This window comes from Streptomyces sp. cg40 (genome assembly GCF_050320165.1).
Taxonomy (GTDB): domain Bacteria; phylum Actinomycetota; class Actinomycetes; order Streptomycetales; family Streptomycetaceae; genus Streptomyces; species Streptomyces hokutonensis.
Window position 1 is genome coordinate 5071566 of record NZ_CP190128.1, and the last position, 14084, is coordinate 5085649.

A 14084-nucleotide genomic window follows, 5' to 3' on the forward strand; every position below is an offset into this window, starting at 1 on the left:
ATGGATGTGAACGACGTTCAGAAATGTGCTGGCGGCGAGCATGCCACGAAGCCCCGTTGGCGGGGAAGGGGTTGGACTGGGGTCAGGCTGGGGTCAGTCGGTCGGACGCTGGGTCAGGTGGGTGAACGCGTCCAGGTTCCGCGTGGACTCCCCGCGCGAGACCCGCCACGCGTACTCCTTGCGGATCGCGGAGGAGAAGCCCAGTTCCAGGAGGGTGTTGAAGCTGCCGTCGGCGGCCTCCAGGACCTGGCCGAGGAGGCGGTCGATCTCGGCCTCGGTGACGGCGGGGAGGGGGAGGCGGCCGGTGACGTAGACGTCACCGAGCTGGTCGACGGCGTAACTCACGCCGTACAGCTTGAGGTTGCGCTCCAGGAGCCAGCGGTGGACGCCCGTCTCGTTCTCGTCGGGGTGGCGGACCACGAAGGCGTTGAGCGAGAGGGAGTGGCGGCCGACGAGGAGGGAGACGGTCGTCGACAGCTTGCGGGTGCCCGGGAGTTGGACCACGAACGTGCCCGACTCCGGGCTCTCCCAGTCGAGTTCGGCGCCCTTGAGGAAACCCTCGATGACCTGCGCCGCCCGGTCCTGGTCCGCTTTCTCACCCATGGTGCGAGCGTACGTGACGGCGGTGGGCCTGGGCCGCCGCCGCGTAGACGTCGGCCGTGGCGGCGGCGGCCGTGTCCCAGCCGAAGCACTGCGCGTGCCGGGCGGCGGCCTCGCCCATGCGGGGCGCGAGATGGGGGTCGTCGGCGAGGGTGCGCAGGACGCGCGCGTAGGCGGCGGGGTCGTGGCCCTGGACGAGGAAGCCGGTCTCGCCGTCGCGCACGGCCACCGGGAGGCCGCCGACCGCGGCCGCCAGCACCGGCGTACCGGCCGCCTGCGCCTCTATGGCGACCAGCCCGAAGGACTCGCTGTACGACGGCATGACCAGCACGGACGCGGCCCGGAACCAGTCCGCGAGCTGCTCCTGCCCGACCGGCGGCCTGAACCGCACGACATCCGCGATACCCAGCCGCGCGGCCAGCTTCTGCAACCCCTCCGGCTTGGCGAGACCGCTGCCGCTGGGCCCGCCGACGACGGGGACGACGATGTTCGAGCGCAGCTCGGGCCGCTCGTCCAGCAGCACGGCGACCGCGCGCAGCAGCACGTCCGGCGCCTTGAGGGGCTGGATGCGCCCGGCGAAGAGCGGGATCAGGGCGTCCTGCGGGAGCCCGAGGCGGGCGCGGGCCGCCGCTCGGCCGTCGGCCGGCCGGAAGCGTTCGAGGTTCACGCCGGGGTGGACCACGGCGACCTTGGCGGGGTCGGCGGCGTAGTGCCGTACGAGCTCGTCGGCCTCCTCCGCCGTGTTGGCGATGAGGCGGTCGGCGGCGGCGACGATCTGGGTCTCGCCGATGACGCGGGCGGCGGGCTCGGGGGTGTCGCCGTCGGCCAGGTTGGCGTTCTTGACCTTGGCCATGGTGTGCATGGCGTGCACGAGGGGGACGCCCCAGCGCTGCGCGGCGAGCCAGCCGACGTGGCCGGAGAGCCAGTAGTGCGAGTGGACGAGGTCGTAGTAGCCAGGGCGGTGGCCCGCCCACGCCTGCATCACTCCGTGCGTGAACGCGCAGAGCTGGGCGGGCAGTTCCTCCTTGGCGAGACCTTCGTACGGCCCCGCGTCGACATGCCGGACGAGGACGCCCGGGGCCAGCTCGACGGCCGGGGGCAGGACGGCGGTGGTCGCCCGCGTGAAGATCTCCACCTCGATGTTGATCGCGGCGAGACGCTGCGCGAGCTCCACGATGTAGACGTTCATGCCGCCCGCGTCGCCCGTACCGGGCTGGTGCAGCGGCGAGGTGTGCACGGAGAGCATGGCGACCCGGCGGGGTTTCCGGTGCAGCCGCAGCCGGGCCGACGACGCCTGGGAACGCCGCCCGAGCCTGCTGACGTACTGGCTCACGTGGCGTTCCTCCTCGCTGCGGGCATGCCTGAGGGAGGGCGTGGGGTTCCCTCCAAGGGGGTGCAACGCCCGGGGGCGGGATTCTCATTCCGGCGCATGGGGATTTTGCCTGGACATTACTGAGGGTCGCTCAACCGTTCGAGGTGCTGTTGCGTCATCCGCGCCACCGACAGCACCCGCCTACCCTCGTACCCATGACAGCCCGCGCAGCCGCCCGCCCCATAGGAACAGTCACGCGCGGGACGACCAACCCCAACCGGCTGCGCCGTATGGACCGCTGGATCGTCGCGACGCACGGCGCGGAGCTGCGGCGGGCCGACGAGGCGCTCGCCGTCGACCTCGGGTACGGCGCCGCGCCCTGGACCGCCGTGGAACTGCTCGCGCGACTCCGTACCGTCGCCCCGCGCGCGTGTGTGGTCGGGGTCGAGATCGAACCGGCGCGGGTCGCGGCGGCCCGGCCGTACGAGCGGGAGGGGCTGGTGTTCCGGCACGGCGGGTTCGAGATCCCCGTGCCGCAGCGGCCGTCGCTGATCCGCGCGGCGAACGTGCTGCGGCAGTACGACGAGGCGCGGGTCGCCGAGGTGTGGGCGCGGCTGTGCGGGCGGCTCGCGCCGGCCACCGACCTCTCCCGAGGGGGTCTGCTCGTCGAGGGGACCTGCGACGAGATCGGGCGGCGGCACGTGTGGGTCGCGCTCGGGCCCGAGGGGCCGCGGACGGTCACCTTCGCGGCGCGGCTCGGTTCCCTGGAGCGGCCGTCCGACCTCGCCGAACGGCTCCCCAAGGCCCTCATCCACCGCAATGTCCCCGGCGAGCCGGTGCACACCTTCCTCCGCGACTTCGACCGTGCCTGGGCCGCCGCCGCACCCTACGCCTCCTACGGCGCCCGTCAGCGCTGGATCCGCGCGGTGCGGGAACTCACCGCCGACTGGCCGGTGGTGGACGGTCCGGCGCGGTGGCGGCAGGGCGAAGTGACCGTGGAGTGGGGGGCCTTGGCCCCACTGGGGTGAACGGGCGGCCTGCGGGGAACGATCTCCGTCGGCCGTTCGTCACACGGGCGGGGAAACGCCGTGACCGGTCATGACCTGGAAGGAAAGGGGAGAAGTACGAGTAGTGCTGCCTCTGTCGTTTTCTGTGCGGACATGGCACGATCCCCCAGGCGTCCGTAAGTTACTGACGGTCAATCAGATACGGGATGTGGGGGCAGGGGTATGGGAGCGGGCAGGCGAGCCCTGATCACGACGGCCATCACGGTCGTCTGCGCGGTCACCGTTCTGGCGGCACCAGGTACCGCCTTCGCGAGCCCGTCGCCCACGCCGACCCCCTCGGCCACCGCGTCGCCAACCCCGGTGACCAACAAGGACCTTGAGGCCGTACGCGCGAAGCTCGACGACCTCTATCACGACGCGGCCGTCGCCACCGACGCCTACAACGCGGCCGAGGAGCAGACGCGGAAGCAGTCCGCGCAGATCGTCGAGCTGGCCAAGAAGATCGTCAAGGGCCAGGAGAAACTGGACGAGTTGAAGGACCGCGCCGGTGCCGCGGCCCGCTCCCAGTACCGCACGGGCGGGCTTCCCGACGAGGCGCAGCTGATCCTGAGCGACAACCCGCAGGCCTTCCTCGACGGTGCCGGTCGGATACTCCAGGGCCAGCGCGCCACCAAGGGCCTGATCGCCGAACTGACCCGCACCCAGGACGACTTGAAGCAGTACACCGCCGACGCCTCCGCCCAGTGGCAGCTGCTGGAGAAGAACCGCCAGGCCAAGGCCGCGGCCAAGAAGACGGTCACCACCCAGATCGCGGCGGCCGAGAAGCTCGAATCCCAGCTGGAGAAGAAGGAGAAGGAACGCCTCGCCAAACTGGAGCAGCAGGCCGCGCTGAAGGCGCAGACCGCCTGGCTGGACTCCGGTGTCCTCAAGGACATCAGCGGCAAGGCGTCCGCCGAGGGCAAGGCGGCGGTGGCGTACGCGACGGCCCAGCTCGGCAAGCCGTACGAGTGGGGCGCCGAGGGCCCGAAGTCGTACGACTGCTCGGGGCTGACCTCACAGGCCTGGGCGAGCGCCGGCGACCCGATCCCACGCACCTCACAGGAGCAGTGGAAGCAGCTCAAGCACGTCGACGTCAAGGACATGCGGCCCGGCGACCTGATCATCTACTTCGACGACGCCAGCCATGTCGCGATGTACATCGGCGACGGCGCGATCATCCACGCCCCTCGACCGGGGCGTACGGTGACGATCGCGGGGGCCGGCTCGATGCCGATATTGGGTGTTGTGCGACCGGATGCGTGATGTGACCGTCCGCTAGGTGTGGTTGCGTCCGGTGGCCCCGGCCACGTGACCCAGCACACGCACCACCCGCCCCAAACCCCGGTCCGGCGTGACCTTCGTCATCCCGGCCCCACCACCGTCCTGCCCAACTGCGGTACGGAACACGGCATATGACTGTGGCCGCCTGCCGGGCGACCTGCCTCACACCATTCCTTTCCGGCGCCCACTACCGCTATGGTCCCGGTCGGTGGGTCGAGGTCCCTCGCCCCGCCGCGCCCTCGGGGGGAGGGAAGGAAACAGGACGATGCCCGCACCCATACCGCGGCAGAGAGCGATCCCGGCCGCGGAAAGTGGTCAGGCGCCGGCCGCACCCACGATCGGCGACACCTCGGGAGACACCTCCGGGGCCACATTCGGCGAGATGCCGAGCGCTTCCGAAGGCATGGAAGCTCCGCGTACGCAGGACACCGCGAACGACGGCACGGTCACCGCCGCCGGTCCCGGCGGTCCCGCCGGTCACCTCACCCTGCTGATGATCGAGGACGACCCCGGCGGCTCGCCGATCGTGCCCGAGCTGCTCGACCCGACCGGCAAGCCGATCCGGGTCCGTACCGCCCGCAACCTCACCGAGGCCGAGCGGCTGCTCACCGACGACGTCCACTGCATCCTGCTCGACCTCGCGCTGCCCGCCCCCGGACGGGCCGCGGACGGCGCCGACGACGAGCTGGCCGTACTCAGGCACGTACTGAGGATCGCGCCCCGCCACGCCGTGCTCGCCCTCACCGCCTCCGGCGACACCGAGCGCGGCGCCGAGGCGGTCCGGGTGGGCGCGCAGGACTATCTCTTCCGGGACGAGCTGGACGGCCGGCTGCTGAGCCGCGCGATCCGGTACGCGGTGGAGCGGAAACGTTCCGACAGGGCCGAGCGCAAGCTCACCGAGTCCAAGCTGCGCGCCCAGGAGAACGCCCGCCTCGAACGCGGCCTGCTGCCCACGCCCCTCCTCGACGGCTCCCCGCTGCACTTCGCCGCCCGCTACCGCCCCGGCCGCTCCCGCGCGCTGCTCGGCGGCGACTTCTACGACACCGTGCGCACCCCCGACGGCACCGTGCACGCGATGATCGGCGACGTCTGCGGCCACGGCCCCGACGAGGCCGCGCTCGGCGTGGAGCTGCGCATCGCCTGGCGGGCGCTGACGCTGGCCGGGCTGTGCGGCGACGAGCTGCTCGGCACGCTCCAGCAGGTCCTGGAGCACGAGCGCGCCGACGACGAGATCTTCGCGACGCTCTGCACGGTCGACATCGCCCCCGACGGCCGCCGCGCGGGCCTGTGCCTGGCCGGCCACCCGTCCCCGCTGCTGGCCTGCCCCGGCCGCCCGGCCGAGCTCCTCCCCTACGACAACAACGGCCCCGCCCTCGGCCTGCTCCCCGGTGCCCGCTGGCCGCGGATGCAGGTGGAGCTGGGCGCCGAGTGGAGCCTGATGCTCTACACCGACGGTCTGATCGAGGGCCGGATCGGCGAGGGCCGCCGTGAACGGCTCGGCCAGGACGGCATGGTGGCGATGGTCCGCCGCCAGCTCGCGGAGGGCCTGCGGGGCGAGGCACTGCTCCGGGCCGCGGTGAACGAGGTCCGTGACCTCAACGGCGGCGAGCTGACGGACGACGTGGCGGTGGTACTGCTGGACCGGGCGCCGTGACCCCGGCTGCCTGGCCGTAGAGGCTTCCGGCCGCAGGACGTCAGCGTCCGCCGTTGTACGGGCCGTAGGGGCCGTCGCTGCTGGAGCCGCCTCTGCGGCTGCGGCCGCCGCCGGGGAGGCCGCGGAGGGCCGGGCGCACGTCGACCATGTACACGATCGTCGCGACGAGGCCGATGATCGGCAGGAACGACAGGATGTTGAAGATCAGGTTCACCACGAAGGCGAGCCCGAGGATGATCAGCCAGAACGGCTTGGTCTTCTTGTCCGCCGCGCGGTAGGCGTCCTCGCGGCGCGTCGCGGCGTCGACGAGCGCGAAGCCGCTGAACACGATCAGGGCGGTGCTCAACAGCCACATGAACCCTGTGAAGCCCTGCATCAGCACTACGTCCACCACCAGACTCGGCTAGTCATTACGCGGTCACCGTACCCGCAACCGGATTGCCGCTGAAGACAGAACGGGCCGGGCACCCTTCGAGTGCCCGACCCGTCACCGATCACCCGTTCGTGTCACTTCACTTCGCGGGCGGTGTGGTCTTCTTCGCGGTGGTCTTGCGGGCCGGCGCCTTCTTGGCGACGGGCTTCTTCGCCGGGGCGGCGGCGGTCGGGGCCGGGGCGGGGGCCGCAGCGGGCTCCTCGGCCTTGACGACGACCGGCTCGGGGTCGGGCTCGACCGCGACGGCCAGCTCCTCGATCTCGTCGGCGGCCTCGCCGCGCCAGGTCTTCACGGCCTGCTCGCCGTGCTCGGCGACCTTCTCGTACGCCTCGCGGGCCTTGACGGCGTACTCGGCGGCGACGCCGACACCGCGCAGCGCGAAGTCCTGGGCGGACTCGCCGAACTTCTTCAGGTCGGCGTCGAGCGTGCTGCCGAGCTTCTTCAGGTCGCCGTCGAGGCTGGTGAGGAACTCGTTGACCTTGGTCTGAAGGTTCTCCTGCGCCTCCTTGGCCTTGGCGCTCGCCTCCTTGGCGCGGGCCGCGGCCTTCTCCTGCACGGCCTTGGGGTCGGTGCCGCGCACGGCGTCGATCCGGGCCGGGGCCTCGGCACGCAGCTGCTCGACCAGGCCGGGAATCTTCTTGGCCTGCTGGAGGGCGAGGTCGGCGGTGCCGGCGGCGAAGTAGAGCGGGGTGGGGTCGCTCAGGGTCTTGCGCAGGTCATCGGTGATGGCCATGGTGATGGTCCTCCCGGTTGCTATCAGCTGAGGGTTTTGGTTGCTTCCGCGGTCGGCGGACAGGCCGTGTCGTCGTCGACAGGCTGTGTCTTCGTCACCCGGCCGTCTGCTCCCGCGGGTCGGCGTCGCTGCCGTCGGCACCGTCGCTCACGCCGGGACCGCTCTCCACGCCTTCGTCCCCGTCGGCGATCTCGAATCCGTTCTCCTTGCGGAAGGACTCGTAGATCTGAAGCAGCACCTGCTTCTGCCGTTCGGTGAGCGTGGGATCGGCGAGGATGACCGCACGTGTCTCGACCTCGTCCCGGTCCCGCTCGGCGTCGAGGATGCCGGCCCGCACGTACAGCGTCTCGGCGGAGATCCGCAGCGCCTTGGCGACCTGCTGCAACACCTCCGCGCTCGGCTTGCGCAGCCCGCGCTCGATCTGGCTCAGATACGGATTGGACACCCCGGCGGCATCGGCGAGCTGCCGCAGGGACAGCTGCGCGGTGCGCCGCTGTTCCCGCAGATACTCACCAAGATTGCCGACGTTGAGCGATGCCATGCCTTCACCTTGCACCACCTCTGCTAACTATTGCAAGCACCTGCTTGCAAAAGTGCGCCACGCCACTCGCTCGCCCCTGTCAGTCGATGCCTTCGACGATGCGGAAGTCGCGCTCGACGCCGTCGGAGAGGACGGCCAGCGCCTCCTGGTAGGCCGCGCTCTCGTACGCCGCGACGGCCTGCTCGAAGCTGTCGAACTCGATCAGGACGGTGCGCTCGGCGATCCCGGCGCCGTGCGCCACGACCCGCCGCCACGGACGAAGGTCCGGCCGCCCCCGGCCTTGACGGCCACGGCGGCCAGCTTGTTGTAGGCGGCCAGCTTCTCGGGGTCCGAAACGGTGCGGTAGGCGCTGACCCAGTAGCCCTTGGGCATGGAACCTCCAGTGTGGGAACGAGTGAGACTCACTGACGAGTGAGACTCACCGACGAGTGCGTCTGACCTACGAGCTGGTCTCGGACGGCGGTCGGCGGGCGAGCGCGAGGCTGGTCGGCGTCGTGATCGTGACCGCCATCGGGATCAGCAACCGCCCGGCCGAAAGGCTTCCCGCCGAGTCCTACGATGCCCGGGCCGAAGCAGCGGAACCCGTCGTCCGAACACCGGCCCCCGAAGACCGTTCGTCGCGCGGCCACCCGAGCCGTCTGTCACGGCCCCGTCCTGGCCGACGGACTATGTTCACGGGGTGGAGATTCCGGAGATCGTCATCAAGCTCACCCCGGACGAGGCGCTGGTCCTGTCGGACTGGCTGGAGCAGGTGCAGATGACGGACCTCGGTCGTCTCGTCGACGACCCGGCGGTCTGGGCACCCCTTCACCGCATCGCCGGAACGCTCGACCAGTCACTGCCGGAGATCTTCGCGGCGGACTATGCCGAACGTCTCGAAGCGGCCCGCAGCAGGCTTCGTCCGGCACTGGACGACAGCGCCGGTGAGGAGAAGGGTGCGGGGACGCCAGGCCGCACCACGTCTCCCCCAAGCTGACCCATCGCCGGCCACGGCCTCGCCGTGGTTCGCCCTCACTGAGACGGGACAATGGAGATCACCGACGTCACTCGTGCGACAGCGGCCGCGACTTCGATCGCCGTATCGCTTCACCTGCCGGTCGACGACGCGGTCGTCCTCCAGAACTCGAACAAGCTGGCCCTACGGCTGACGCCGTGCGACGTCTTTGCTCGGGTCGCCCATGTGGGGGAAGAGGTCGCGCAGTTCGAGGTCGAGCTCGCTCAGCGGCTCGTCGAGGCGGGCAGCCCGGTGTGTGCCCTGGAGCCTCGGGTGGAGCCGCGGGTGTACACACGGGACGGGTTCGCGGTGACGTTGTGGACGTACCGCGAGCCCGTGTCGCCGCACACCGCGCCGGTCGACTACGCCAAGGCGCTGGAGCAACTGCACGCCGGCATGCGGGAGGTCGACCTGCCGAGCCCGAGGTTCACTGACCGGATCACGGAGGCGGAGGCGGTCGTCGCCGACCCGGACCGCTCGCCCGAACTCGCCGACGCGGAACGCGTGTTCCTCGGCGGCAGGCTGGCGGGCCTGCGGCGGGCGATCGACGAGCGCGGCGCCGTGGAGCAGTTGCTCCACGGTGAGCCGCATCCCGGCAATGTGCTCGGCACGGCGAACGGCCCGTTGTTCATCGACCTGGAGACGTGCTGCCGGGGACCCGTCGAGTTCGACCTCGCCCATGTTCCGGAAGCGGTCCCGGCGCACTACCCGAACGTCGACCAAGGCCTGTTGGACGAGTGCCGGCAGCTCGTCCTCGCGATCGTCGCCGCGTGGCGATGGAGGCTCGGCGACCAGTTCCCGAACGGGAGGCTGTTCGGCGAAGAACTCCTGCGCGCCCTGCACGACGGTCCGCCCTGGCCGACACTCGACGCGCTGCACGAGCGACTGGGCGGCCTGTAGAGATCCTTGAGCGGCGCTACGACTGCACCTCGTCGAAGACCGCGATCGCCTCGGCGGGGTCCGGGCTCACCAGTCGTTCCAGGCCGGCCGTCGTGAACTGGGCCCACTTGCCGGCCCGGGCACACATCCGTTCCTCGAAGGCGCGGACCGTGGAGTCCAGGTCTCCGGGTGCGGTGGCGATGGACTCGGCGAGTTCGGCGCCGTCCAGCATCGCGAGGTTCGCGCCGACGCCGAGCGGGGGCATCAGGTGGGCGGCGTCGCCCAGGAGCGTCACGCCGGGGGTGTGGGGCCAGGTGTGGGCGATGGGGAGGACGTAGAAGGGGCGGTGGGCGAAGGCCGTGCCGCGGCGGAGGAGGTCGAGGACGGGGGCGGACCAGCCGTCGAACAGGGTCAGCAGGCTCGATCGCACCGCCTCGGCGTCGGCCAGGTCCACGTCCAGGTCCTTGTGCCAGTCCAGCGGTGCGCGGAACTTGGAGTACACCTTCACGTGCCCGCCGCTGTTGCGCTGCGCGACGAGGCTCCGGTTCGCGCCGTACACCGCCACGGAACCGTCGCCGATCAGCCGGGCGAGGCCGGGGTGGCGGGTGTCGACGTCGTCGAGGGAGGTCTCGAGCGAGGTGATGCCGGTGTAGTGCGGCGTCACTGGTGAAACCGCCGGGCGGACCCGGGACCAGGCGCCGTCCGCGCCGACGACGAGGTCGTACGACTCCTGCCGCCCGTCCGCGAAATGGACGTGTACGCCGTCCCGGCCGCCCGGCACCACCCGCGTCACTCCGCGCCCCCATCGCACGTCGAGCGGGCCGATCAGCAGGTCACGGAGTTGACCGCGGTCGATCTCGGGATTGGCCCGGTCGTCCGGGTCGGGCCGCCAGTCGCGCAGGACGGTTCCGTCGGGGGCCAGGATGCGCATGGCCTGTCCCTCGGGGCGCGAGAGTGCCTGGAAGTCGGCCAGTAACCCCGCCTTCTCCAGGGCGAGTTGGCCCAGCTTCTCGTGCAGGTCCAGGGTGCCGCCCGGGGGACGGGCGTCGGGGGCGGGGTCGCGTTCGAGGACGGTGACGGGGTGGCCGTAGCGGTGCAGGACCCGGGCGAAGGTGAGGCCGGCGGGGCCGCCGCCGACCACGGCGATGCGATGTCTCATGTCGATACACTGTATTGATGTGGGGCACTGTATCGCAACAGTACGATGCGTCCATGACTGTGTGGGACCGTCCGGAGCCGCCGACCCGGCCCGTGCCGCTGGACCGGGAGCGGATCGTCGCCGCCGCCGTCGCGCTGGCCGACGAGGGCGGGCTGGAGGCGGTGTCGTTGCGCAAGGTCGCCGCCCGGCTGAACGCCGGTCCGATGCGGCTGTACGGCTTCATCTCCACCAAGGAGGAGCTGTTCGACCTCATGGTGGACGAGGTCCAGGCCGAGATCCTCCCCGAGGAGCGGCCCGGTGACTGGCGGGAGGCGCTGCGCGTCCTCGCCCACCGCACCCGGCGGGCCGCCCTCCGCCACGAATGGCTGGCCGACCTGCTCGGCGGCCGTCCGAGCCTGGGCCCGAACGGCCTCGCCGTGACCGAGGCCACGCTGGCCGCGCTCGACGGTCTCGCCGACATCGACACCGTCATGCGCGCCGTGGAGACCGTCAGCGCCTACTTCACCGGCGCGATCAGACGCGAGATCGCGAACGTACGGGCCGAGCGCGCCACCGGCCTGTCCAAGCGCGACTGGCAGCGCGCCTCCGGCCCGCACGTGACGAAGATGCTGGCCACGGGCCGCTTCCCGGCACTGTCCAGGGCCGTGCACGACGGCACGGACGTGGACGCCGAGACCTCCTTCGCGACCGGCCTGGACTGGGTCCTCGACGCGGTGGCCGCCAGACTTGACGGGCCGTCGACGTAACCGGCGGACCGGATCCCCTACGGACGGGAGCCGGCAGCCCTCCGGATCGCGGAGTCCGTCACGGTGTGAGGTCCAACTGGCAGTCCGACCAGGCGGGTTGGCTGAGCAAGGGCTCGAACCGGGTCAAGAGGGCGAGGAGTTGAGGGCCCCAGCGCTCGCGGAAGGCCAAGTCCTGGCGGGCCAGGTCGAGTTCGTTGGCGGCGGTGAGTTCGGCGAGGTCCCGGCGGAGCTCCGGCTCCGGAGTGTGAGTACGGCCGGTGAAACGGTCCCGGAAGACCCCGTCCGCCTCCGCGAGCCTCGGATACGTCGCCTTCCTGTCGCACGCCCCGTAGAGATACACGATCCCTTCCGCCTCCGCGCCGATCACCCCGGCGAGTTCGGCGCGGCCCGTGTCCACCAGCAACAGCGCGGTGGGGAAGCCGTCGGTGCCGTAGCAGGCGTGGCACAGGCCCGCGAGTTGGAGGGCCGGGCGGGCGCCCCATGCGGCGAGGCGGTCCCGGACGCGTTGGAGGTGGGCGAGGAGGGTGCCGCCGGGGTGCGGGATGTCGGCGGCGCCGAGCCGGAGGAGCAGTGCTACGGCCGTATCAACACCACTGGGGGAGTGGCCAGTTGACGCAGGAAAGTCAGACACGACCAGGTGTCCTTCCGCGCTCGCCGGAAATCGGAGGTCGGCACCCGTCCGTGTCTTCGCCGTGGTCCGGACCCGGCGAAGACGCGGACGGGTTGCCGCCTGGGCCCTGCACTGAGCATGGTCGAGTCCGTGACCCCGGTCAATCCTATGGATTTCCGTCAACACCCAAGCTGTAGCTTGGAGTTGTGACTCTGGAGGATCTGCGTGTCTTCGTGGCCGTGTGCCGGGCGGGAAGTCTCAGCGCCGTCGCCCGCGACCTGGGCCGTACCCAGTCGGCGGTGAGCCAGCATGTGAAGCGGCTGGAGCGGGAGGCCGGTACGAGTCTCCTGGAGCGCCGGCCGCGAGGTGTCGTACCCACGCATGCGGGGCGGGTGTTGTGCGAGGCCGCCTCGGAGAGCGTGGCCGGGCTGGAGCTGGCCATGCGGCGGCTCGGGGACCTCGTCAACGGCGACAGCGGCTCGGTGCGGGTCACGACGGGCGGGACCACCGTGCGGCACTTCATGGCGGAGGCGGTCGTCGCCTTCCGGCAGCAGTATCCGAGGGTGGGTCTTGAGTTCCGGACCGAGACCTCCAGCCGCGCCTGCTTCGACGCGCTCGCCGCCGGTCACCTGGACCTCGCGTGGGTCACGATCGACGGACCGGTGCGCGGGATCGAGCAGCGTCCCGTCGTGGACCTGCCGTGGGTCCTGGCCGTCCGCGCCGACGATCCGCTCGCGGCCCGGCCCCATGTCGACACCGCCGAACTCGACGGCATCAGCCTCATCCGCCTGCCCCCGAACTCGACTTCGGGCGCCCGTCTCGACGCCGCGCTCGCCGAACTCGGCGTCCGCAGCAGCTCCGACACCGGAGTCGCCGACTGGGACACCGCCCTCCTGCTGGCCGAACTCGGCCTCGGTCACGCCGTCGTACCCCTCCTGCCCGGCTGGCGGACCCCCGGCACCGGCCCGCTCCGCCTCGTCCCCCTCCCCGGTCTGCCCCCGCTCCCGGTCGGCTGGGCCGTCCGCCGCTGGGACGCCCTGACCCCACTCGCCCGCACCTTCGCCGACACGGTCGCCCGCAGCTGCACGGAGCGGGCGGGCCGCGCGGGCCCGGCAGCCCGAGTCACGGAGGCCGGCTAGTCGAGAGCGTCCGCACCGCCGTCGCCGTAACCCGTCCAGGCCCGCAGCTTGTCCGGGTTGACCACCAGCCACAGGTCGGTGATCAGCCCGTCGCGGACCCGCGCCGCGAGCACGGCGATCGTCGTACCGGCGACCCGGACCGCGACACCGGGCATGCCGTTGACGTCGTCCTCGACGACCTCCATCTGAGGTTCCCGGCGCATGAGGCCGAGGAAGAGGCGGGCCACCTTGTCCCGGCCGACGACCGGCCGCAGCGCGGCCCGCACCTTGCCGCCGCCGTCGCTGCGCGACTCGACATCGGGGTCGAGCAGGGCGACGAGCGCGTCGAGGTCACCGGTCTCGCACGCCTCGCGGAACGCGGAGACGACCCGCCCGTGCTCCTCGGCCGTGCCGGCGCCGGGTGGCCTGCGGGCGAGTCGGTGGCGCGCGGACGAGGCGAGTTGGCGGCAGGCGGCCGGGGTGCGGCCCACCGTCTCGGCGATCTCGGTGAACGGCAGGCCGAAGACGTCGTGCAGGACGAAGGCGACGCGTTCCGCCGGAGTCATCGAGTCCAGCAGCACGAGCATCCCCATGCTGACGGACTCGTCGAGAGTGATGCGGTCGGCGGGATCGTCCGCGCCCGCGCCGCCCGCGCTGGACCAGGTGCCGCTGTGCCGGACCGGCTCGGGCAGCCACTCCCCGGTGTAGCGCTCACGCCGGGCCCGCGCCGACCCGAGCTGGTCGAGGCAGATCCGCGAGGCGACCCGGGTCAGCCACGCGAGCGGCGCCTCGATCTCCCGCTGCGCCTCCTCCGACAGGGCGTACCAACGGGCGTACGTCTCCTGTACGACGTCCTCGGCGTCCTGCACCGAACCGAGCATCCGGTACCCGAGGTTGAGCAGCCGGCGGCGCTCGGCCATGAGGGAACCGAGGGTGGGGTCGCCCGACGGGGGCTGCGCAGGGGTGGGCACGGCGCGG

Annotated in this window: 15 protein-coding genes and 1 pseudogene; 7 read left to right on the forward strand and 9 right to left on the reverse strand. The window is 71.6% G+C overall.

Going from position 1 to position 14084, the window contains the following annotated elements; genetic code table 11:
* Positions 1 to 93: 93 nt before the first annotated feature.
* Together ACQHII_RS22340 and mshA are read right to left on the reverse strand one after the other, a co-directional pair.
* Positions 94 to 603, reverse strand: a complete 510-nt coding sequence (locus tag ACQHII_RS22340; protein ID WP_427920972.1) for a YbjN domain-containing protein — start codon at positions 601 to 603, stop codon at positions 94 to 96.
* Positions 596 to 1933 carry a D-inositol-3-phosphate glycosyltransferase gene (gene mshA / locus ACQHII_RS22345; protein WP_427920973.1) on the reverse strand — a complete coding sequence of 446 codons (1338 nt, stop codon included), beginning with the start codon at positions 1931 to 1933 and terminating at the stop codon, positions 596 to 598. Before mshA ends, ACQHII_RS22340 begins: the two co-directional genes overlap by 8 nt.
* Positions 1934 to 2127: 194 nt before the next feature.
* Between mshA and ACQHII_RS22350 the strand changes: the two genes are divergently transcribed.
* From ACQHII_RS22350 to ACQHII_RS22360, 3 genes are all read left to right on the forward strand, one after another.
* Positions 2128 to 2940, forward strand: coding sequence for a class I SAM-dependent methyltransferase (locus ACQHII_RS22350; protein WP_427920974.1), 813 nt, complete (start codon positions 2128 to 2130; stop codon positions 2938 to 2940).
* A gap of 201 nt (positions 2941 to 3141) precedes the next feature.
* Positions 3142 to 4221 carry an NlpC/P60 family protein gene (locus ACQHII_RS22355; RefSeq protein WP_427920975.1) on the forward strand — a complete coding sequence of 360 codons (1080 nt, stop codon included), beginning with the start codon at positions 3142 to 3144 and terminating at the stop codon, positions 4219 to 4221.
* A 283-nt stretch (positions 4222 to 4504) separates the two neighbouring features.
* Positions 4505 to 5893 (forward strand): PP2C family protein-serine/threonine phosphatase, encoded by a 1389-nt coding sequence (locus ACQHII_RS22360; RefSeq protein ID WP_427920976.1) that lies wholly within the window; start codon positions 4505 to 4507, stop codon positions 5891 to 5893.
* 40 nt (positions 5894 to 5933) lie between these two features.
* Here the strand turns inward: ACQHII_RS22360 and ACQHII_RS22365 are convergent, their stop codons facing one another.
* From ACQHII_RS22365 to ACQHII_RS22380, 4 genes and pseudogenes are all read right to left on the reverse strand, one after another.
* Positions 5934 to 6269, reverse strand: coding sequence for a DUF2516 family protein (locus ACQHII_RS22365; RefSeq protein ID WP_078532710.1), 336 nt, complete (start codon positions 6267 to 6269; stop codon positions 5934 to 5936).
* 136 nt (positions 6270 to 6405) lie between these two features.
* Positions 6406 to 7059 carry a hypothetical protein gene (locus ACQHII_RS22370; RefSeq protein ID WP_427920977.1) on the reverse strand — a complete coding sequence of 218 codons (654 nt, stop codon included), beginning with the start codon at positions 7057 to 7059 and terminating at the stop codon, positions 6406 to 6408.
* 94 nt (positions 7060 to 7153) lie between these two features.
* The gene (locus ACQHII_RS22375; RefSeq protein ID WP_381243724.1) at positions 7154 to 7600 is read right to left on the reverse strand and encodes a helix-turn-helix domain-containing protein; all 447 of its coding nucleotides are present in this window, start codon (positions 7598 to 7600) and stop codon (positions 7154 to 7156) included.
* Between the two features lie 79 nt (positions 7601 to 7679).
* A pseudogene (locus ACQHII_RS22380) lies at positions 7680 to 7972 on the reverse strand (DUF1330 domain-containing protein).
* Between the two features lie 307 nt (positions 7973 to 8279).
* Between ACQHII_RS22380 and ACQHII_RS22385 the strand changes: the two are divergent.
* A complete protein-coding gene (locus ACQHII_RS22385) occupies positions 8280 to 8576 on the forward strand; it encodes a hypothetical protein (protein ID WP_427920978.1) in 297 nt (98 codons plus the stop codon).
* A 51-nt stretch (positions 8577 to 8627) separates the two neighbouring features.
* Positions 8628 to 9494 (forward strand): phosphotransferase, encoded by an 867-nt coding sequence (locus tag ACQHII_RS22390; protein ID WP_427920979.1) that lies wholly within the window; start codon positions 8628 to 8630, stop codon positions 9492 to 9494.
* A 16-nt stretch (positions 9495 to 9510) separates the two neighbouring features.
* Here ACQHII_RS22390 and ACQHII_RS22395 read toward each other — a convergent pair whose 3' ends face one another.
* Positions 9511 to 10632 (reverse strand): FAD-dependent oxidoreductase, encoded by a 1122-nt coding sequence (locus ACQHII_RS22395; RefSeq protein ID WP_427920980.1) that lies wholly within the window; start codon positions 10630 to 10632, stop codon positions 9511 to 9513.
* Positions 10633 to 10685: 53 nt separating this feature from the next.
* Here ACQHII_RS22395 and ACQHII_RS22400 point away from each other — a divergent pair, with 53 nt between their 5' ends.
* The gene (locus ACQHII_RS22400) at positions 10686 to 11378 is read left to right on the forward strand and encodes a TetR/AcrR family transcriptional regulator (RefSeq protein WP_427920981.1); all 693 of its coding nucleotides are present in this window, start codon (positions 10686 to 10688) and stop codon (positions 11376 to 11378) included.
* 58 nt (positions 11379 to 11436) lie between these two features.
* Here ACQHII_RS22400 and ACQHII_RS22405 read toward each other — a convergent pair whose 3' ends face one another.
* Positions 11437 to 12009, reverse strand: a complete 573-nt coding sequence (locus tag ACQHII_RS22405) for a DUF6817 domain-containing protein (protein ID WP_427920982.1) — start codon at positions 12007 to 12009, stop codon at positions 11437 to 11439.
* 185 nt (positions 12010 to 12194) lie between these two features.
* Here ACQHII_RS22405 and ACQHII_RS22410 point away from each other — a divergent pair, with 185 nt between their 5' ends.
* Positions 12195 to 13127, forward strand: a complete 933-nt coding sequence (locus ACQHII_RS22410) for a LysR family transcriptional regulator (protein WP_427920983.1) — start codon at positions 12195 to 12197, stop codon at positions 13125 to 13127.
* Here ACQHII_RS22410 and sigJ read toward each other — a convergent pair.
* Positions 13124 to 14077 (reverse strand): RNA polymerase sigma factor SigJ, encoded by a 954-nt coding sequence (gene sigJ, locus ACQHII_RS22415; RefSeq protein WP_427920984.1) that lies wholly within the window; start codon positions 14075 to 14077, stop codon positions 13124 to 13126. The genes ACQHII_RS22410 and sigJ overlap by 4 nt on opposite strands.
* Between the last annotated feature and the right edge of the window lie 7 nt (positions 14078 to 14084).

Excerpts from the sequence above, each read along its gene's own strand:
- ACQHII_RS22340 (WP_427920972.1), bottom strand. The coding sequence starts at position 603 with ATGGGTGAGAAAGCGGACCAGGACCGGGCGGCGCAGGTCATCGAGGGT.
- ACQHII_RS22350 (WP_427920974.1), top strand. The coding sequence starts at position 2,128 with ATGACAGCCCGCGCAGCCGCCCGCCCCATAGGAACAGTCACGCGCGGG.
- ACQHII_RS22355 (WP_427920975.1), top strand. The coding sequence starts at position 3,142 with ATGGGAGCGGGCAGGCGAGCCCTGATCACGACGGCCATCACGGTCGTC.
- ACQHII_RS22360 (WP_427920976.1), top strand. The coding sequence starts at position 4,505 with ATGCCCGCACCCATACCGCGGCAGAGAGCGATCCCGGCCGCGGAAAGT.
- ACQHII_RS22365 (WP_078532710.1), bottom strand. The coding sequence starts at position 6,269 with ATGCAGGGCTTCACAGGGTTCATGTGGCTGTTGAGCACCGCCCTGATC.
- ACQHII_RS22370 (WP_427920977.1), bottom strand. The coding sequence starts at position 7,059 with ATGGCCATCACCGATGACCTGCGCAAGACCCTGAGCGACCCCACCCCG.
- ACQHII_RS22375 (WP_381243724.1), bottom strand. The coding sequence starts at position 7,600 with ATGGCATCGCTCAACGTCGGCAATCTTGGTGAGTATCTGCGGGAACAG.
- ACQHII_RS22390 (WP_427920979.1), top strand. The coding sequence starts at position 8,628 with ATGGAGATCACCGACGTCACTCGTGCGACAGCGGCCGCGACTTCGATC.
- ACQHII_RS22395 (WP_427920980.1), bottom strand. The coding sequence starts at position 10,632 with ATGAGACATCGCATCGCCGTGGTCGGCGGCGGCCCCGCCGGCCTCACC.
- ACQHII_RS22400 (WP_427920981.1), top strand. The coding sequence starts at position 10,686 with ATGACTGTGTGGGACCGTCCGGAGCCGCCGACCCGGCCCGTGCCGCTG.